Origin of the sequence: Pseudidiomarina piscicola (assembly GCF_902806985.1) — a bacterium.
GTDB lineage: Bacteria > Pseudomonadota > Gammaproteobacteria > Enterobacterales > Alteromonadaceae > Pseudidiomarina > Pseudidiomarina piscicola.
The window spans coordinates 69,640-88,669 of sequence record NZ_CADCXY010000001.1 but is presented as its reverse complement, the minus strand read 5'-3'; the positions used below and the strand labels follow the sequence as shown (position 1 = coordinate 88,669).

Sequence of the window (19,030 nt, the reverse complement as noted above, 5' to 3'; positions counted from 1 at the left end):
TCACTCGTTTCGTTTTTTAAAAAGGAACCCCTCATGAAAAAACTCATGTTGGCATTGGTGTTCGCCATCATGGCAGGCTTTAGCTTAGCTGCCAATGCATCGACGACGCCAGCCATTAACGACTTTACCGCAGACATGGAAGCCCACAAGGGCTTTTTCACGTACTACCATGACCGCCAAACCGGGCAATACTTTTTAGAGATCCCGCGTGACGAGCAACAATTTATTTTTCAAACCAGTTTACCTTGGGGCCTTGGCTCAAATGATATTGGCTTGGACCGTGGTCAACTTGGTGCCACCCGCTTAGCAAGCTTTCAAATTGAAGGCGATAAAGCGCTGTTGGTACACCACAATAGCTATTTTCGTGCCAATACCGATAACCAAGCAGAGCGCGCCAGTATTGACGAAGCTTTCGCCGACTCGGTGATTGCCGGCTTTAAAGTGGTCGCAAGCAATAGCACTGCCATTGTGGTGAATTACACACCGTTCTTGCTCAGTGATACCCATGGCGTGGTGCAGCGACTGGGGCAAAGCGAGCAAGGCAATTATAAAGTAGCGAGCGATCGCAGTGTGGTTTACCCCGCGCGTAGCAAAGCTTTTCCCGATAACCTAGAACTTGAAGCCAAGGTCACTTTTAGCGGTCAAGGCAACGGTCGTTATGTGCGCCAAGTAGCCGCTGATGCTGATCATTTAACGCTTCACTTGCACCACTCATTTATTCGCCTGCCCGATGCCAACTATCAGCCACGTAAATTCCACCCACAAAGTGGTTTTTGGGCTGAAGAGCACCGTGACTACGCAGCTCCGCTTGGCGCGTCGATGGCGGTGAAACATATCCCACGGCATCGTTTAGCCAAAGGTGACACCCTTACTTACTACCTAGATCCAGGGGTACCAGAGCCCGTGCGCAGTGCGCTGCTCGACGGTGCTCGTTGGTGGCAAGATGCATTTGCCGCAGCTGGCCACCCGGACGCATTTGAAGTCAAAGAACTGCCAGCTGAAGCAGACCCAATGGACATCCGTTATAACGTTATTCAATGGGTGCATCGCGCTACGCGTGGCTGGTCCTACGGCTCATCTGTGATTGACCCGCGCACCGGTGAAATACTTAAAGGTCATGTTACCTTAGGTTCATTGCGAGTCCGCCAAGATATGCTCATCGCCCAAAGCCTGTTAGCGCCCTATGCCGAAGATTTAAGTGCTGAGCAACAGCAACAGCTTGAAGCAAACATTAAAGCTATGGCGTTAGCGCGTATTCGTCAATTGTCGGCCCATGAAGTGGGTCACACCTTGGGTATTGCTCATAACTTTGCCGCCAGCAGCCACGACCGCGCCTCGGTGATGGACTACCCTCATCCGTTGGTCAGTATCGATAGAACCAGCGGCCAATTGAGCTTAGCCGACGCTTATGCTGAGGGTATGGGCATTTGGGATAAACAAGTCGTGCGTTACGGCTATGGTGAAGGCGGCGAACAACTGGCGCGCATCATCGAAGAAAACCGTGAACTTGGGTTAGCCTTTATTTCTGACGCCGATGCTCGGCCGGTGGGTGGTGCGCACCCCGACGCCCATCTGTGGGACAATGGCAGCGATCCGGTCACTGAACTGGAACGCATTCTGGCGGTGCGCACGACGGCACTTGAGCAGTTCGGTTTAGCCAATTTAAAGGCCGACGCCCCGGTGAGCGACTTGCGTGCTATTTTGGTACCCACCTATCTATTGCATCGTTACCAAGCGGAAGCCGCGGTGAAAATGATCGCCGGTGAGCACTATACCTATGCGGTCAAAGGTGACAGCAAAGTTGAGCGACGCCCCGTCAATACCAATCAACAACAGCGCGCATTAAACATTCTCGCGCAAACGTTCTCGGCTGAGCAATTGAGCTTACCCGCCGATGTGGCCAATGTATTACTACCCTATGCGTACGGTAGTCGCGCCAGCCGTGAAAACTTTAGTGGCAAAACCGGGCTTATTCCTGACCCAGATACCATGGCCGCCAGTGCCGCACGGTTTAGTTTGAAACTATTGTTGAACCCCCAACGTTTGGAGCGCTTGGCCCAGCAACACGACCAGTCACAGGGACTGTCGGTGGCACAAGTGTTTGCACAAGTAGCGACCACAGCTATTGAACCGGCGCGCCAGCAGCAAGCTTCAACGGTTGAAGAACGCATCGCATTTGAAGCGCTCACTGCCACCGCAGAGCTATATCAACAGCCACTAAGTGCTGTGCTCAAAGGCCGGGTCTTACACTTTTTAAAAGCTGAGTATGCCGCCTGGCAAGCAGCGCCAGAAAGTGCCGCACGCACACTTGCGGTTGACGCCTTAGAACAGCTATTTAACCAGGGTGAGTGGCCATTAGAGGGGTCACCAGCGTTACCTCCTGGCTCACCTATCTAACCGCGCTAAGGGGTTCCTTAGAACTCTTAAGGCATAAAAAAACAGCGCCGAGGCGCTGTTTTTTTTGTCTATTACAAACCTTGAGATTAGTCGAGGTCGGCAAAGAATGAATCAGCTAACCAGCGCGGACGTTCTGCGTCATTAGCAATGGTTTTACCGATTTCATAGTTAATGTTGGTGAACACCACGCCTGCTTCATAGTTGATTGGCAAGCTAGGTTGGTCACTCGGCCGATGATAGTGCTCAGCAAAGAACTGCCCCCAAATTTCGCCACCGTTTTCGTCTTCACCTTTAGCGGTAAAGCCGGTCATCAGAAATACCGCAGGAACGCCTTTCTTCACAAATGGGTAGTGATCTGAACGGGTGAAAATTGCTTGCTCCGGCATAGGGTCTTCACTTAATTCAATGCCATACTGTCCAGCCGCTTCGGCAACCGACTCTCCTAACGTTGAGTGCGTTGAACCAAAAGCAATGACGTCAGCAAAGTCATACAACAATACCGGCATATCGAGGTTCACATTGGCCACGATTTGCTGCAAAGGAACCGTAGGGAAGTGCGCAAAATAGTCTGCACCTAACAGGCCACGCTCTTCTGCGGTGACCGACAAGAACAAAATTGAACGCTTCGGCCGTTCGCCTGACTCAACGAACATCCGTGCCGTTTCTAGTAACACACTGACACCGCTAGCATTGTCCATGGCGCCGTTGTTGATGTGATCGTCTTGGCTTAGATCTTGAGTCATACCGATGTGATCTGAATGTGCGGTATACACCACGTATTCATTTTTTAATTCAGGGTCGCTGCCGGGTAAAATCGCAGCCACATTAGGACTACTGATTTCGTCATGCTCTGATGCCAGCTTCAGCGTCACCGAAACACCTAACTCGAATGGTTTCGGCTGCTGTTCTTTTTCTAACTGCGCAAAAACTTCATCCATGCTGATCGCTGCCTTGGCAAACAATGGCTCAGCTGCATTAAAGTCAATATAGGCGCCACCTACCAGCGACTTATAGGCGCGGTTAGGCTCGCCTTCTTGATTAAGCCAAGTCACGCTTGGTGCGCGCTGGTACATAGCGCTCACTTTGAATGGCCGAACTTCTTCACGCGCTGGCGTATGCAGGGTAATGATCCCTACCGCACCACGTTCTGCCGCGAAGCGCTTTTTACTGCTGTTTAAATGGGCGCCTTCTTCGCTCGGAAGATCCGCTGGGCGACCGCTCACCATCATCACAATTTTGCCGTCGACATCAACATTGGCATAATCGTTGAGTCCGAATTCTTCAGAAACTAAACCGTAGCCGACAAAGACCACGGGCGCAGTCACTTCGCTTTGCTCGGCATAGGCGCTAGGGCCGGTTAAAAACTCTTTACCATACTCCAGCTCAACCACTTCTTCACCGGTGTCGATACTAAAGCTCGCACTCCCCTCTTTGAGGCTACTACGGCGAAATTTAATACGTTGATAGTAAGTACCGTTATCACCTGCCGGCTCTAAACCTAGAGCTTTAAAATTTGACACAATGTACTGCGCGGCAATTTCATGACCACGACTACCAGTGTCACGCCCTTCCAATGCATCACTCGCAAGAAACTCTAAGTGAGCTTGCAAGGCTTTGGCATCGCCACTTACCGCAGCATGTGCAACAGGTGCGGCTTGCTCTGTACAGGCCAGAAGGCCTGTCGACAGCACCGCTGCTGCAACGAGAGTACGAATTCGCATAGTTCTTCCTCTATCAACGATTAGCTAAAAACTAGATTTTAGCGAAGCTGACGCCCAGACACGAGCCTTTGTTCTAAAGCTTTGTAATGGATTGTTTCAAAAGACTTGAACCTCAACGCGAGTGTTATATTATAACATTACATTGTTTAGGGTGCCGCTACACTCAGCGAGTACCTAGTTTACCGTAGCCCAATAACACTGGAGATGGTTATGTTGCAGTACAGTCCTTTAGCTTTGCTTGTGATGCAAGCACTTGCTAGCCCGGCGAATGCCGATGAACAAGCCCAAGAACACCAACACCAAGACACTGAAGTTATTGTTATAAGTGCATCGCCCTTAAATCGGACTGAACTGAACTCAGCCCAGCCTATCTCTGTGCTAAGCGGTGATGAGCTGCGTGAAAAACAAGCGCATACCCTAGGTGAAACGCTGGCCAAAGAGCCTGGCATTAACGCCACACACTTTGCCCGAGTAGCTTCAAGCCCAATTATTCGTGGCCTGGATGGGCCACGAGTGAAGATCATGCAAAACGGCCTCGATACTGCAGACGTGTCACGAGGAAGCCCCGACCATGCGGTAACGACTGAAACGTCAGTGGCACAACAAGTCGAAATCATGCGTGGTCCGGCGACGTTGTTATACGGTAGTGGCGCCATTGGTGGTGTCGTCAACGTGGTGGATGAGCGTATCGCACAAGATTTTGTGGGTGGTACGCGCGGCTTCTTTGGTGGCAACCTTGCCAGCGTCGATAACCTGCGCGACATTAATGCCGGAATCACTACCGATGTCGGGTCTTCGGTATGGCACCTCGACGGCTTTACCCGGCAAAGTGATGATTATAGCGTGCCGACATTTACCAATGAAGAAGGTGAACAGGTCGACACCATTAATAACTCTTTTGTTGATGCGGCAGGCGGTACCTTAGGCGTAAGTTATCTTTTCGATAATGGCTACGCCGGCATCTCCTATGGCCGACTTGAACAAAGCTACGGCATTCCCGGCCATAGCCATGATGACCACGAAGGTGAATCAGAACAGGAACACGCTGAGCACGAAGAAGAGACCGAAGCCCAACCCTACGCCGACTTGGAGCAAGATCGATTTCAGCTCCATGCTGGCGTCATGGACCCCATCGCTGGCATTGAAAAGCTTGAAGTACGCTACGCCTACACGGATTACCAGCACCAGGAAATAGAAGCTGACATTACAGCGACCAGCTTTACCAATAAACAGCATGAATTGCGTTTGACCGCCAACCACCACCTTAGTGGCAACTGGTATGGCGCGATCGGTTACCATGGCTTCAGTCAACAACAAACGACCTTCGGTGAAGAAGCCTATGCGCCGCCCAGTGAAACCGACCGCCATGGCTTCTTTTGGTTAGCGGAAACCCAAGGCGCAGATCTAAACTGGCAAACAGGTATCCGTTATGAAAAAGTCTCGGCCGAGGCACCCAGCCTAATGACGGGGCAGAACAGTTACAACTTCGAGCCTTTTTCGGCGTCGTTTGGCGCCAGTTACCAATGGCACCCTGAAATTCGTTTCAATGCTAATGTTAGCCATGCACAACGCGCACCAACGGCCAATGAACTGTTCGCCAATGGCGCCCATTTGGCCACCCAAACCTACGAGTTAGGGCTAGGTTACGAACTACATCAAGAGGGTGAGCACAGCTATGCTGTCGAGCCCAGTCAGCAACACATAGCGTTGGAAACTTCAACAGGTCTTGATTTAGGCGCACATTTTGAATCAAACGGCCATCATTTGAATATAAATTTTTACGCTAACCACATCGATAATTATATTTTCGAAAGCTTCACGGGCGTCAACAGTGCCGACCTCGAAAGCCACGATGAACATGATGAACACGACGAGCATGAGCAACACGATGAGCATGACCATGATGAAGGGCTCACCGTGGTTGAATATACCCAGCGTGACGTTGTGCTGTTCGGCTATGAAATCAACGGTCTCTGGCAGCTCGACGAACAATGGCGCTTACAGGCGTTCAGTGACTACACCCGCGCCTACACTCGCGACGACCAGAGCAACTTGCCGCGTATTCCGTCACAACGTATTGGTGCAGATCTAACCTACAACCAGGGCAATTGGGAAACTCAAGTGGGCTATATTTGGCATAGTCGACAGAACCGTACGGCGGCAAACGAATCAGCGACGCCCAGCTACGGCTTAGTGAATGCGCAGTTCAACTGGTTCCCGCAAGCTTTTGCACAGCAAAACTTAAGCATTTATCTAAAAGCGGAAAACCTCACCGATAAACTGGCCTACGTGCATACCTCTTATTTGAAAATGAACGCCCCTGTTGCCGGCCGCAACTTCAGCATTGGTTTGCGTGGCGAATTCTAGCGCATTCCTTAGACAACTTAACGCAGCGAGAGCAAGCTCGCTGCCTGCTTTGTTACACTGGTAACGTTTAAACACTAACGTTTACAAGGAAAGCAGGCATGCGAGCCCTCGCGCTGAGTTTTATAGTAGGCCTTTTTGTGACCACCGCGGTGGCCGCACAGGGCATCACAAGCAACGAGAATTTCGGCCGTGCGCAACTCTCGATTGAGCGCATTTTTTCGGCGCCCAACCTAACCGCTGACGCACCGGTGAACCTGCAATTTGCGCCTGATGGTAACCGCATTGCTTATCTTAAAGGCAGTGTCGACCAGCCTCAGGTAAACGATCTTTGGTTGTATGACGTTCGTCAGCAACGCCATCGCTTAATTGTTGCCGCAAGCCAACTGGTCGCCGACCCAACCGCTATGTCTGCGGCCGAACGCGCGCGGCGTGAACGCCTGCGTATTCGTGCCAGTGGCATCGTCGACTATCAATGGTCGCCAAATGGCTCGCAGTTACTGATACCTATCGCCGGGCAACTTTACTTAGCGACGTTAACCACCGATGACCAACAGCCCGTTGCGGTCAAACGCCTGCTCGACAGCAGCACCAAAGCGACCGATGCGCGCTTTTCACCGCAGGGCAACTATGTCAGCTATGTTGCCGATCGTACGCTCTACACCATTGATTTAGTTAATGAGCAAACCCAGCAAGTTAGCACCAATGGCACCGCTACCCTGGGCTATGCCGTCGCTGAATTTGTGGCGCAGGAAGAAATGAAACGTATGACGGGTTACTGGTGGAGCCCGGACGAAGCTAGTATTGCACTGACTCGCGTCGATACCTCAGCAGTCGAAATACACTCGCGCACTGACGTTTATGCCGAGCGCACCGAATTAGTACAACAACGCTACCCCTTTACCGGCTCGACCAATGCCACCGTTGACCTTGGTATCTACCACCTTGAACAGCGTACAACTCGTTGGTTAGGACTACCTAAGCGCCATCAACCAGGCTACCTAGCCCGCGTCAATTGGCTCCCGAATAGCGCCAACGTCAGCTACCAATGGCAAACACGCAACCAACAACAACTGACACTGTACCTGCAACCACGAAACGGTAACGACGCCACCGCCGTGCTGACTGAGACCAGTACCAGCTGGCTTAACTTGCACAACGACTTAAAATTTCTTGAAGACTCGCGCCACTTCATTTGGAGCTCAGAGCGCAGTGGTTTCAAACACTTGTACCTATACCGTACCGACGGTAGCTTAATTCGCCAGCTCACTAGCGGCGACTGGCAAGTGGATGGGTTAAGTGCGGTAGACGATACCACCGGCTTTGTGTATTTCACTGGACGTAAAAAAACGCCCCTTGAGCGCCACCTTTATCGCGCCAGCATGACCACTGCAAACCCCAGCCAACCGACTCAGTTAACCGAACGTGCCGGTATGCACACGATCACCTTTGCCGGTGATCAACGCAGCTACATCGACTTTTTTTCAAGTAGCACACAGCCACCACAAGTGAGTTTGCACGGGCCAACGGGAGAGCGCATCGTGTGGTTGCAACAAAACCTAATCGATGAGAAACATCCGCTTGCCAGTTATCTCGCTGATTGGTCTTATCCTGAATTTGGTGAACTCAGCGCCGCCGACGAACAGACGTTGTACTATAAGCTCACCAAGCCTGCGCGGATGGTCGATAATCAGTCCTATCCGGTCATTGTTATGGTATACGGCGGGCCCAGAGCCCAACGTGTTACCAATAGTTGGGGCGATTATTTTAGCCAGTATCTAGCGCAGCAAGGGTATGTGGTGTTTCAACTCGATAACCGCGGTAGCGGACAACGCGGCAAAGCGTTCGAGCAAGTGATTTATCGCAACTTGGCCCAAGCCGAAGTTGCCGATCAGGTGGTTGGTGCAAAGTTCTTGCAATCACTGCCGTATATCGATGCTGAGCGCATCGGCGTATTTGGTCACAGTTATGGCGGCTATATGGCGTTGCATTTGATTTTGCGCCACCCCGAGTATTTTAATGCCGCCGTCGCGGGTGCCCCCGTAACCGACTGGCAACTTTACGATACCCACTACACCGAGCGTTACATGGGCACGCCTGCCGACAACCCTGAAGGTTATCAAGCTGCAGACGTACTGAGCTATGCAGAGCAACTCGAGCAACCGTTACTTATTTATCATGGGATGGCCGACGACAACGTGCTGTATACCCACACCGCGAAGCTCTCGTATGCCTTGCAACAAGCCATGCTGCCGTTCGAGCTTATGGCCTATCCAGGTAAACAACACGGCTTACGCGGGCGTGAAACATCGATTCACCGCTATCGCTTGATCGCAGACTTTTTTGCGCGCCACTTGCAATAAGATATACTGAGCGCATCAATGCAACTCACGGAGTGATTTTTTTATGATGCGCTTTCTTTCCCGTCGCTTAGTTATGCCCAACGACCTCAATTTCGCTGGCTCACTGTTTGGCGGTCGTATTCTTGAATGGATTGATGAAGAAGCCTATATTTTTGCCGCCTGCCAGCTAGAAGCCAAGAGTTTGGTAACCAAGCATATTGGCGCTATTAGCTTCGAAACATCGGCCTATCAGGGCGATGTGGTTGAATTTGGTTTAGGCGTGAAAAAAGTAGGTCGTACGTCGTTGGCCTTAACCTGTGTGGTGCGTAACAAGCAAACCAAACAGAATATCTGTGTTGCCGACGATATTGTCTTTGTCCACATTGACCCCGCCACGCGTAAACCTGAAGCGCATGGCAAAACCAAAGCTGAGCTCGAGTCGATAAAAATAGAAACGCCGGAATAATTCCGGCGTTTTATCACTATTTACTTGTGCAGTGTTTACTTGTGCAGATAAGCACCTGCAAAGCACGTCACCGGCGCAGCACTGGGTTTACCGTGCTGCCAATCACCACCTTGCACCCCACTACCTGCAATATCTACATGCACATAAGGGATCGGATGGTCACTATCATTACCGTGATGGTCAAGGCCTGCAGCGATGGTTAGAAAAGCCATTGGGAATTGATGCCCGCGCGGTGTCGCCGCCGACGAACCATTATTGCTCGATAACACATCGTCTGCTTTGGTCCGCGGCGCAACGAACGCGAAGTCTTCACGCCGTGACCAACTGATTTCCGTTGGATCGCCATAGACTTCACCGGCTTCCCACAAGCGTTCAGGTAAGCCAGTCGCACGTGCTGGACCATTCGGTACCAGTGCACTATAAGGGCCTTTGGCGAGTGCTGCATGACCGGTTAAGGTCGCCACGCTGAACAACTGCGGCCGTGGGTAATTTCCCGCTTGGCTACGCAGGTGCGAGAGTAAATCGGCAAGCACCAAGCGACCTTCTGCATCGGTGTTACCAATGCGCACCCGAACGCCACTGTGGGCTTTAATAATTTCATCAGCCACAAAGGCTTCGGCACCAATGCTGTTCCGCACCACGCCTAATTCAGCGACCACATTTACTGTGTCTGGGCGCATTTCTGCAACGGTTTTCATAAAGCCCGCGACGCCAGCCGCACCGCCTTTATCACGACTCATACCAGCCATATGGCCACCGGTTTTTAAGTCGGCACCACCGGTGTCATAAACAATGCCTTTGCCGGCGAACATCAGTGTCTGCTCCGCCGCTGGCGCACAATACTCGAGCCGCACCACACAAGGCCAGTGTCGCTCGACATCTAATGACGCACGACCTACAGCCATCAATAACGGGTACTCATGATGTAACTGCTGGATGTCATCAATCACCGTTACCTTCACCGGCGTATGGGCAAAGGCTTGCTGACAATATTCAGCAAAGCGTGGCGGTGCCATACGCTCAGGCTCGGTACCACATAAATCACGCGCCACGCGCTTGCCCGCTTCAACAGCGGTTAACCATTCATGGTCGAGCGCCCCGACTACACCCACGGTGCTAATCGTCTCGATAGCGTCTTCGCCAAGTGCTTCACGGGCTTCCAGCGGCTCATAAAGTGCCTGGCATAAACCCCAATAGGCCACCGCTTCTGCTTGTCCGTAGCGGGCGTCGCTCTGCGTACCAAACACCACCAATAAAGGTTTCGTAGCGCCTGCTTGCTGGGCAATATGAGCCGCTGCACCGGCGGCATCGGCAAGCTGGCGAACATCGTCGTAATCTCGGGTTAATGGCCCGGTGGGCGCAGTAATTAAACGGCCCCCGAACACATCGGCCGTCACCAATAGCGGCTGTTTACCAATGCGTTGGTCATTTTGTTGTGCACGTTCGACAAAGTCGGCAAATTCAGCGGGTAGCTGTTGTGCATAATCACCCACCAAGATCACTGCATCGTAGTCGTTGTGTGCAGCACTGTAACTTTCAACTACTTCAACTGTTGGAAATGCCATAGCTATCCTCGTTGTGGTTAATTTAGATGCGCCGCCAGCGTGTTCCCTGCGGAGTATCTTCAAGTTCGATCTTTAACGCGAGCAATTCATCGCGCGCTGCATCTGCCGCAGCCCAGTCTTTGTTGGCTCGCGCTTCGTTGCGACGTGCGATCAGCGCTTCGATGGCGGCATTATCGGTTTCAGAGCCACTCGCCCCGCTTTGTAAGAAGTGTTCCGGCGCCTGTTGTAGTAAGCCTAACACACCGCCGAGATGTTTAAGTATGGCAGCAAACTTGGCTGCTTGCTCGGGCTCGGCACGGTTCACTTCACGCGCTAAGTCAAATAGTACCGGCAACGCCTCCGGGACATTGAAATCATCATCCATCGCCTGTTCAAAGCTGCGAACATAAGGCCCTGCCAAGGTTTCATCAAACTCGGCCGGAGCCGCGTCTCTCAGCGCGGTATACAGCCGCTCAAGTCCTGCTCGCGCTTGGTCAAGGTTATCCGTCGAATAGTTTAATTGCGAACGATAGTGGCTTGAAACCAAGAAGTAGCGCACGGTTTCGGCGTCATACTCGGCAAGCACATCGCGGATGGTAAAAAAGTTACCTAATGACTTCGACATTTTTACCGCATCTACCTGCACCATACCGCTGTGCATCCAATAGTTCACATAGTCGCTATCGTTGGCACAGCAGCTTTGCGCCACTTCATTTTCATGGTGAGGGAAAATAAGGTCGGAGCCGCCACCGTGAATATCAAAATGCTCGCCCAGATGACGTTTGTTCATTGCCGAACATTCAATATGCCAGCCTGGACGCCCTTCGCCCCAAGGCGAAGGCCAACTAGGTTCGTCGGCTTTAGCGCGTTTCCACAACACAAAATCAAGTGGATCGGTTTTATTTTGCGCCACGTCCACTCGCGAGCCGGCTTGCAACTGCTCAAGATTCTGCTTACTCAGCTTGCCGTAGTTGTTGAACGAACTGACATCAAATAACACATCACCATCGTCCGCCACGTAAGCATGACCTCGAGCGATCAGCGTTTCAATCATGGTAATGATATCGCCCATGTGCCCGGTCACTGTCGGTTCAATATCTGGCCGCAACAGGTTCAGCTTGTCAAAGTCGTCGTGCATGGCGGCGGTAAAGCGCTCGGTCACGGCATCAATCGCTTCGTTGTTTTCGTTGGCGCGACGAATAATTTTATCGTCCACATCGGTAATATTGCGTACATAGGTAACTTTATAGCCCTTGGCTCGCAAATAACGTACGACCACGTCAAAGGCAACATAGGTACGCGCATGACCAATATGACAGTAGTCGTAAATGGTGACGCCGCAAACGTAGAGTTTTACTTCGCCTGGGGTGATGGGTTGAAATACGTCTTTACTGCGGCGCAGGGTATCAAAAATGTTCAACATGCAATTTACGACTCCAAACTAAACTGTTTAAGCTGGTAATGATAACGCATGGTGTAGCCATCTCACAAACAGTGCTAAACTATTGCCAGAATTAAATACCAAAGTTTAATCTCATCTAATCTATCTGTCTTAAATATGGAGTTGAGCCCATGCAAGTTACTTTGCACACCAATCACGGTGCGATCACGTTAGAATTGTACGCAGACAAAGCCCCTAAAACTGTAGAGAACTTTGTTCGCTATGTACGAGAAGGTTTTTACAGTGGCACCTTATTTCACCGCGTGATCAAAGGCTTTATGGTCCAAGGTGGCGGCTTTAATGATGAAATGGTGCAAAAAACACCTCATGAAGCCATCGAAAACGAAGCCGACAACGGCCTTAAAAACACCAAAGGCACTGTGGCAATGGCGCGTACCCAAGACCCACATTCCGCCACCAGTCAGTTTTTTATCAACCTTGCTGATAACGAGTTTTTGAACTTTAAAAACGAAAGCGTCGGCGGTTGGGGCTACTGTGTATTTGGTGCAGTGGTTGAAGGTATGGACGTCGTCGAAGAAATCGGTCAAGTGTATACAACCCAAGCTGGCTTCCATCAAGACGTGCCAAAAGACGACGTATTGATTGAAAAAGCCACCGTCGAAGGCGACTAAGCTTTGGCAACCTGGTTTATTGCTGATCTTCATCTAAGCCCTGCACGGCCCGATATTGCGCACCTGTTTTTCGATTTTTTGCGTGATTCGGCGCGGGGCGCAGACCGCCTTTACATTCTTGGCGATCTTTTTGATGCGTGGATTGGTGATGACGATACCAGTACCTTTGCGGCGCAAGTCCAACAGGAGTTGCGCCTATATACCGAGCACGGCATTCCCACTTATTTTATTGCCGGTAACCGCGATTTCCTGATCGGCGAGCGATTTTCCCATGCCACTGGTATTGAGCTATTACCCGACCCTTGTGTGATTGACCTTTACGGTACGCCCACGCTGATCTTACACGGTGACCTGTTGTGCACCGACGACCATAGTTATCAACGTTTTCGGCGCTGGATTCGCAAACCATGGCTGCTAAGCGCATTACAACGCTTACCCTTAAGCCTACGCATGAAAATTGCCAGTAAGTTGCGCCAAACCAGTAAAACGCAGAAACCACTGAGCGAAGCCGAACTAGCCATTATGGACGCGAATCCACAGACGGTAGTGGACTATTTTAACCGTTATAAGGTGCCGCAGATGATTCATGGGCACACCCATCGACCAGCCACCCACCAACACCTGTTGTCTTCAGGCGCAGAAGGTCAACGCCTTGTGCTCGGCGATTGGTACACTCAGGGCAGTATGTTAAAGGTCACAGCCAGCGCTGCAGAACTTATTCAACAACCGCTACCTTAGGGCGACCACTGTGAAATTTAAAGTCGTCGTCAAAGCCTTGGATTAACTCCGCTTCGCGCTCGCCAAAAAATCGAATTCTGTCGCTAATATCCGTCGTGGCAATCGTTTCAGCTAAGCTCAAATAGTCTTGATAATGGCGTGCTTCAGAACGTAAAAGTGACTGATAAAATGCGCCGATGTCGGCTGGCAAATGGGGCGCTATTTTGGCAAACCGTTCACACGAGCGCGCCTCAATGTAGGCCCCACAAATAAGTTTATCGACCAACGTTGCTGGCTCGTGAGTACGTACGTGACGGAATAACTCACGCGCATACCGGCTCGAAGCGACAGTCTGATAGGCAATACCCTGGGCATCAGCCACTTCCAGCACCTGATAAAAGTGATGCAATTCCTCTTTAATTAACATCACCATTTTATCAATGAGGTCTTGGCTATACACCGCATCAGAGCGTGGCGTCAGTGTTTTTTTCAAACCCTTTTTCGCCGACAAGGTGCGCCAGTCGCCGCGTAGCCTATAGGTAAAATCTTCGTAGGGTTTTAGCCATTGCAGAAGCGCCTCACCACTGGCGCTATCCACCGCATAACGACGAATCAATAGCATCGCACTTTGCGCGGCTTTAAGCTCGCAAACCATATGGTCGCGTAGCAACACCGGTAAATTTTCTGGCTTCGCTGCTTCAGCGACCCATTCGGGTGGGGTCTCACACTGTAAAAAGCTATTTATCGGTTGCAGCAGTTTTTCAAAGGTCTGTGAATTCATGGAGTGGATCAAACATCTTGATTTAAAAGTGGACTTCATTGTTGACCAGTGTACTCGGTAAATACCCAAAGTGTCACTGAAAAAGCCTTGACTCTGCTGAAAATCCGACCAATATAGATGATAAGTCGACTAAAAATTCGACGTAGAAAAATAATAATAAACTTTACAAAACAACATAGAAGTAGAGGTTCACCATGATTTTGAATCACATTTGGGGACTATATGCACATCCACGCGAAGAGTGGAAAAGTATTGATGCACGTCATGAAAGCATGACGTTTGCCTTAAGTCATATCCTTATCATTGCATTAATACCCTGTATCGCCGCGTATTATGCGTCTGCCCAACTGGGCTGGAGCATCGGCGCCCGAGAGGCAACGTATCTAACCCAAAGCAGTGCACTGACACTTTCTATTGCCATGTACATAGGTATTATTGCCGCGGCTTTTGCGTTGGCATACCTGATTCACTGGATGGCCAAAACCTTTGGCGCAGCCCCCACCTTTACCCAGTCAATGGAACTTGCAGCTTATACTGCAACGCCAGCAATCATGTCTGGTATCGCCGCACTGTACCCAGAGCTGTGGTTCGTTACCCTAGGTTTCCTGGCAGGCGTCGCCTATTCGGTTTACTTACTTTATTCGGGCGTACCTATCCTGATGCATATCCCCGAGGAGCGCGGCTTTATCTACGCCAGCTCAGTGGTTACCGCGGGCCTTATTATGCTGGTGGTATTAATGGTTACCTCGGCGATGATCTGGACCAACGGCTTCGGCCCGCAATACATGTAACGATGCTCGCTTAGCGAGCTCGCACTAAAACATCGAAACGCTGGCCTAGGTCAGCGTTTTTTTTCGCTGCTTTACCGCATCAGTGACGCAGAAAAGTGAAATCACTGCTGGGTTTCTGGTAGGCTATGACAGATCAAACATTCAAAGACAGGTATTTCCATGAGTGATAATAATAACAAGCTCAGCTTAACGACGCGTATCGTCATCGGTATGTTTTCCGGTATTGCTGTCGGCTTTTTGCTGAAATTCCTCTTTCCTGAAAGTGTTCTGGTAGAAGGTTACCTTACCAAAGGGCTCTTTCATGTGGTCGGGCAAATCTTCATTAGCTCGCTACAAATGCTAGTTGTGCCCTTAGTATTCGTCTCTTTGGTACTTGGAACCTGTTCTATCAGCGATCCATCGACCCTAGGGCGACTTGGTGGCAAAACCGTGGTGCTCTACATGATCACCACCGCTATTGCGATTTCGTTCGCAATTTTTGCGGCCGTGTTGATTCAACCAGGCTCTGGTGTCGAGCTACAGTCTGATGCAACCTTTGAAGCCTCTCAAGCACCGTCTTTGGCTCAAGTGATTATCGACCTGTTCCCGAAAAACCCCTTCTCGGCCATGGCCAACGGCAACATGTTGCAAATCATCGTGTTCGCCCTGCTGTTTGGTATTTCGATGGCATTAATCGGCAAGTCCAGCGATCGACTGAAAGGCTTCTTCGAAGACTTCAACGAAGTGATCATGAAGCTGGTTGTGATTCTTATGAACCTTGCCCCATACGGTGTCTTCGCTTTGATGGCGAAACTGTTCAGTGAAACTCAGTTCGAAACTATCTTTAGCCTCGGCAAGTATTTCTTGTTGGTGTTCTCTGTACTCATTTTGCACGGTGTGATCACCTACTCACTGATTCTCAAGGGCTTCACCGGTTTAAATCCGTGGATATTCTTGAAAAAAATGCGTGAAGTACAGATTTTTGGTTTCACCATTTCCAGTAGTAACGCCACCATTCCGGTTACCCTAGAAACCGTCACTAAGCGCCTTGGCGTTAGCAATAAAGTCGGTTCCTTTACCGTTCCCTTAGGCGCCACCATTAATATGGACGGCACAGCCATTATGCAGGGTGTGGCAACGGTCTTTATCGCCCAAGTGTACTTAGTTGACCTAAGCATTGCTGATTACGCGATGGTCGTGCTGACCGCGACACTTGCCAGTATTGGTACCGCTGGTGTACCTGGCGTCGGCTTGATTATGTTGGCGATGGTACTTGGCCAAGTGGGGCTTCCGGTAGAAGGTATTGGCCTGATTATCGGTGTTGATCGCCTGCTCGATATGACACGTACCTCGGTGAACGTCACGGGTGATGCCATGGTGAGTTTAATCGTAGCGAAAAGCGAAGGTGAACTCGACAAAGACGTGTTTAACGATCAGAACGCTGATCTGAAAGAACGTGATATTTCCGAGCAGCTTTAGTCGGCTGCTCACGCAAAAATTGGGGGCGGACTAAAACGCCCCCATTTCACGCCAAGCAAATTGCATTAACGCTGGCATATCGACGGTCATCGTTTCGTTATCACCACGCATCACTTGTTGTATCAACTGCTCAAGTAACGGCCCTAACACACTATCTACCCATTGCTGACTGGTTTGTTGGCTATGCAAAGGTGGTAACTCCAACCGAGCTAATTTAACACTCACTAATGGCCGCCCTTGGTCAAATAAATTCACCACGACGTCTTCCAGCATCACCTTATCGACCTGCCACAGAACTTCCTCACTGGCGCGATGCACAGGCAACTGCGCTTGCACATTATCAATGAGAGTGTGTAAGTTGGACTGTCCCGACCCATAATAGGCAATCGTCAACTGAGCATTGCTTATCAAGGCACTATCCAGTTGTAATTGGTTACGTTGTTGCGATAGCCAGTCGCCCGTTAGTCGCAAATGTTCCGCCCATAACAATTGATTCAGGCCATCATCAAGGGCAGCTACTCGCGTCTTGACACCGACATCAGTGACCACCAGCTCTGCGGTCAAGGTATTTAACTCAAACGCCGCATAGCTCAGGCTCGCATCGTAGCGCTGGTCTACCCGTTCACGCAATTGTTGTGCAACGTGTTCAGACAGGGTTTGCTCGGGCTTTGCCTCAACACAGCCACTACTAAGTAAAGCAAGCATTGCGGCCGTTACCAGGTGCTTCATCGGGCGACTCCCTTTGGTTAAAGGCTTTAAGAGCGCTTTTGATGGCGCTCGCGATTTTCATTCTTGTGCTCGGAGTTCTTGCGTAGCATCACATACACCGACCCCGCGCCGCCATGGTGACGTTGCGCACTATGATACGCCATCACAGGCTCTAGCTGCTTCAGCCACTTGGCAACATAGCTCTTTAGTAAGGCCGGATGCGGCTTCGAGTGCCGCCCCATGCCATGCACCACAATCGCCGATCGCACACCGCGTCGATGGCACAGCTGAATAAATTCAAATAATGCTTCACGCGCACGGCGCAGCGAGTGATGGTGTAGGTCTAAACTTGCTTCAATACCATACTGCGCTTGTTTGAGTCGTTTAAACACCCCGTGCTGCACACCATCACGGCGAAATTCAATCATTGCTTCTGGTTCAACAAACTCAACGAACTCCATCGACAAGTAATTTATATCATCCGCAAGGTGTTTTTCAGCGGCCTCGCGACGCGCTAACTGCGCCGCAGTCGGCTTTTCTTTCTTAGGCTCAATAACATCACTGGCCAAGGGTTTAACCCCGGCCATCTCGCGTAAAAATTCATCAAAATCGTCACTCATAACAACCTCAGCCTACGACTTTGTCAAAAACTCCCGAATACTCATCAATACGGCGCTAACGTTCTTTCCGATCCTTTCACCGATCGGTCGTTTGCTCTGGTAGCGAACTTGGTAGATATCATGATCTTTGCTGCGCTGTAACAACCAGCTATCGGTGGTGCAAAGCTCATCAACTAAATCGAAGCCAATCGCCTGTTGAGCAGTCCAGTATTCGCCAGTCGCCACTTTAGCTAAGTCGACCTGCGGTCGATAGTCAACAATATGCTGTTTAAACTGCTCATGAATTTGCTCGAGATCTTCTTTAAACTTACGCCGACCAGCGTCGGTATTTTCGCCAAACATGGTCAGTGTACGCTTGTAGTCACCCGCGGTGACCTGTTCAAACTCAACATCATGTTTTTTCAGCCAACGATGGAAGTTCGGCAGTTGCGCAACGACGCCAATAGACCCGATAATCGCAAAAGGTGCCGCGACAATCTGCTCGGCAACTGCCGCCATCATATAGCCACCGCTGGCGGCTACTTTATCAACGCCAATAATTAGCTTCAGCTCAGCATCACGCAAGCGCTGTAATTGCGCCGCTGCAAGCCCATAGCCATGCACCACGCCACCTGGGCTTTCTAACCGTACAAACACCGTGTCACCGGCCTTGGCAGCGCCAATGATGGCGTTGATTTCACGCTGCAGGTTTTCTACCTCATGGGCGTCCATGCTGCCCTTAAAGTCAATCACAAAGATGCGCGCTTGGGCAGAAGGCTCTTGCTTCTTGGCTTCTTTTTTGTGTTGTTTTTGCTGCTGTTTACGCTGTTTTTTGCTCAGCATTTTTAGGCTTAAATGCCGCGCACCGCTGCGCAATTCTTCAGCGAGATCACGTATTTGAAGTTCGCCTTCTTGGCGTTTCTGACGCTGTGCAACATTGCTGATCACTGCAATAACTAGGGTCATTGCAATCACGATAATCGCTGCCTTTACCACAAAATCAGCTATTTCTAATAAAAAGTCCATCGAGCCCTCACTCTACCGAAATTAACCTTGTCCGATAAAAAAG

General features: G+C 50.5%; 15 protein-coding genes. 8 read left to right on the top strand and 7 right to left on the bottom strand.

All coding sequences use genetic code 11. The features are described 5' to 3' along the window. The first annotated feature begins 33 nt into the window (after nt 1-33). Entirely contained in the window at nt 34-2,397 is a 2,364-nt protein-coding gene (locus tag PSI9734_RS00445; RefSeq protein WP_173919159.1) for a zinc-dependent metalloprotease, read from the top strand. Nucleotides 2,398-2,483: 86 nt separating this feature from the next. Here the strand turns inward: PSI9734_RS00445 and PSI9734_RS00440 are convergent, their stop codons facing one another. Beyond that, nucleotides 2,484-4,118 (bottom strand): M28 family metallopeptidase, encoded by a 1,635-nt coding sequence (locus tag PSI9734_RS00440; protein WP_173919158.1) that lies wholly within the window; start codon nt 4,116-4,118, stop codon nt 2,484-2,486. 210 nt (nt 4,119-4,328) lie between these two features. Here PSI9734_RS00440 and PSI9734_RS00435 point away from each other — a divergent pair, with 210 nt between their 5' ends. The 3 genes from PSI9734_RS00435 to PSI9734_RS00425 all read left to right on the top strand — a co-directional run bounded on the left by PSI9734_RS00435 (nt 4,329) and on the right by PSI9734_RS00425 (nt 9,290). Continuing rightward, nucleotides 4,329-6,485, top strand: a complete 2,157-nt coding sequence (locus PSI9734_RS00435) for a TonB-dependent receptor (RefSeq protein ID WP_173919157.1) — start codon at nt 4,329-4,331, stop codon at nt 6,483-6,485. A 98-nt stretch (nt 6,486-6,583) separates the two neighbouring features. Then, nucleotides 6,584-8,845 (top strand): S9 family peptidase, encoded by a 2,262-nt coding sequence (locus PSI9734_RS00430; RefSeq protein ID WP_173919156.1) that lies wholly within the window; start codon nt 6,584-6,586, stop codon nt 8,843-8,845. 46 nt (nt 8,846-8,891) lie between these two features. Further along, nucleotides 8,892-9,290, top strand: coding sequence for an acyl-CoA thioesterase (locus tag PSI9734_RS00425; protein WP_173919946.1), 399 nt, complete (start codon nt 8,892-8,894; stop codon nt 9,288-9,290). A 35-nt stretch (nt 9,291-9,325) separates the two neighbouring features. Here the strand turns inward: PSI9734_RS00425 and PSI9734_RS00420 are convergent, their stop codons facing one another. Further along, entirely contained in the window at nt 9,326-10,855 is a 1,530-nt protein-coding gene (locus tag PSI9734_RS00420; RefSeq protein WP_173919155.1) for a M17 family metallopeptidase, read from the bottom strand. A 22-nt stretch (nt 10,856-10,877) separates the two neighbouring features. Further along, nucleotides 10,878-12,257: a cysteine--tRNA ligase gene (gene cysS / locus PSI9734_RS00415; RefSeq protein WP_173919154.1), complete on the bottom strand. Its 1,380-nt coding sequence runs from the start codon at nt 12,255-12,257 to the stop codon at nt 10,878-10,880. Between the two features lie 149 nt (nt 12,258-12,406). On the opposite strand from cysS, the gene PSI9734_RS00410 reads away from it, so the two are divergent. Together PSI9734_RS00410 and lpxH are read left to right on the top strand one after the other, a co-directional pair. After that, nucleotides 12,407-12,907, top strand: a complete 501-nt coding sequence (locus PSI9734_RS00410; protein ID WP_173919153.1) for a peptidylprolyl isomerase — start codon at nt 12,407-12,409, stop codon at nt 12,905-12,907. Between the two features lie 3 nt (nt 12,908-12,910). Then, the gene (lpxH, locus tag PSI9734_RS00405) at nt 12,911-13,645 is read left to right on the top strand and encodes a UDP-2,3-diacylglucosamine diphosphatase (RefSeq protein WP_173919152.1); all 735 of its coding nucleotides are present in this window, start codon (nt 12,911-12,913) and stop codon (nt 13,643-13,645) included. Here the strand turns inward: lpxH and miaE are convergent. Further along, the gene (gene miaE / locus PSI9734_RS00400; protein WP_173919151.1) at nt 13,623-14,405 is read right to left on the bottom strand and encodes a tRNA isopentenyl-2-thiomethyl-A-37 hydroxylase MiaE; all 783 of its coding nucleotides are present in this window, start codon (nt 14,403-14,405) and stop codon (nt 13,623-13,625) included. The genes lpxH and miaE overlap by 23 nt on opposite strands. Before the next feature lie 194 nt (nt 14,406-14,599). Between miaE and PSI9734_RS00395 the strand changes: the two genes are divergently transcribed. Beyond that, a complete protein-coding gene (locus PSI9734_RS00395; protein ID WP_173919150.1) occupies nt 14,600-15,196 on the top strand; it encodes a Yip1 family protein in 597 nt (198 codons plus the stop codon). Nucleotides 15,197-15,355: 159 nt separating this feature from the next. Next, nucleotides 15,356-16,654 (top strand): dicarboxylate/amino acid:cation symporter, encoded by a 1,299-nt coding sequence (locus PSI9734_RS00390; RefSeq protein ID WP_173919149.1) that lies wholly within the window; start codon nt 15,356-15,358, stop codon nt 16,652-16,654. 30 nt (nt 16,655-16,684) lie between these two features. Here the strand turns inward: PSI9734_RS00390 and PSI9734_RS00385 are convergent, their stop codons facing one another. From PSI9734_RS00385 to sohB, 3 genes are read right to left on the bottom strand one after another with little or no spacing between them, the layout of a single operon-like run. After that, nucleotides 16,685-17,383 carry a hypothetical protein gene (locus PSI9734_RS00385; RefSeq protein WP_173919148.1) on the bottom strand — a complete coding sequence of 233 codons (699 nt, stop codon included), beginning with the start codon at nt 17,381-17,383 and terminating at the stop codon, nt 16,685-16,687. A 26-nt stretch (nt 17,384-17,409) separates the two neighbouring features. After that, complete coding sequence (gene smrA, locus PSI9734_RS00380; RefSeq protein WP_173919147.1) at nt 17,410-17,982, bottom strand: DNA endonuclease SmrA; 573 nt, start codon at nt 17,980-17,982, stop codon at nt 17,410-17,412. A gap of 12 nt (nt 17,983-17,994) precedes the next feature. Then, nucleotides 17,995-18,987 (bottom strand): protease SohB, encoded by a 993-nt coding sequence (gene sohB, locus PSI9734_RS00375; RefSeq protein ID WP_173919146.1) that lies wholly within the window; start codon nt 18,985-18,987, stop codon nt 17,995-17,997. Between the last annotated feature and the right edge of the window lie 43 nt (nt 18,988-19,030).

Bases quoted from the DNA above. Each gene is read 5' to 3' on its own strand.
- PSI9734_RS00425 (WP_173919946.1), top strand. From the start codon at position 8,892: ATGCGCTTTCTTTCCCGTCGCTTAGTTATGCCCAACGACCTCAATTTC.
- PSI9734_RS00420 (WP_173919155.1), bottom strand. From the start codon at position 10,855: ATGGCATTTCCAACAGTTGAAGTAGTTGAAAGTTACAGTGCTGCACAC.
- smrA (WP_173919147.1), bottom strand. From the start codon at position 17,982: ATGAGTGACGATTTTGATGAATTTTTACGCGAGATGGCCGGGGTTAAA.
- PSI9734_RS00445 (WP_173919159.1), top strand. From the start codon at position 34: ATGAAAAAACTCATGTTGGCATTGGTGTTCGCCATCATGGCAGGCTTT.
- PSI9734_RS00385 (WP_173919148.1), bottom strand. From the start codon at position 17,383: ATGAAGCACCTGGTAACGGCCGCAATGCTTGCTTTACTTAGTAGTGGC.
- PSI9734_RS00390 (WP_173919149.1), top strand. From the start codon at position 15,356: ATGAGTGATAATAATAACAAGCTCAGCTTAACGACGCGTATCGTCATC.
- sohB (WP_173919146.1), bottom strand. From the start codon at position 18,987: ATGGACTTTTTATTAGAAATAGCTGATTTTGTGGTAAAGGCAGCGATT.
- PSI9734_RS00430 (WP_173919156.1), top strand. From the start codon at position 6,584: ATGCGAGCCCTCGCGCTGAGTTTTATAGTAGGCCTTTTTGTGACCACC.
- PSI9734_RS00410 (WP_173919153.1), top strand. From the start codon at position 12,407: ATGCAAGTTACTTTGCACACCAATCACGGTGCGATCACGTTAGAATTG.
- cysS (WP_173919154.1), bottom strand. From the start codon at position 12,257: ATGTTGAACATTTTTGATACCCTGCGCCGCAGTAAAGACGTATTTCAA.
- PSI9734_RS00440 (WP_173919158.1), bottom strand. From the start codon at position 4,118: ATGCGAATTCGTACTCTCGTTGCAGCAGCGGTGCTGTCGACAGGCCTT.
- PSI9734_RS00395 (WP_173919150.1), top strand. From the start codon at position 14,600: ATGATTTTGAATCACATTTGGGGACTATATGCACATCCACGCGAAGAG.
- miaE (WP_173919151.1), bottom strand. From the start codon at position 14,405: ATGAATTCACAGACCTTTGAAAAACTGCTGCAACCGATAAATAGCTTT.
- PSI9734_RS00435 (WP_173919157.1), top strand. From the start codon at position 4,329: ATGTTGCAGTACAGTCCTTTAGCTTTGCTTGTGATGCAAGCACTTGCT.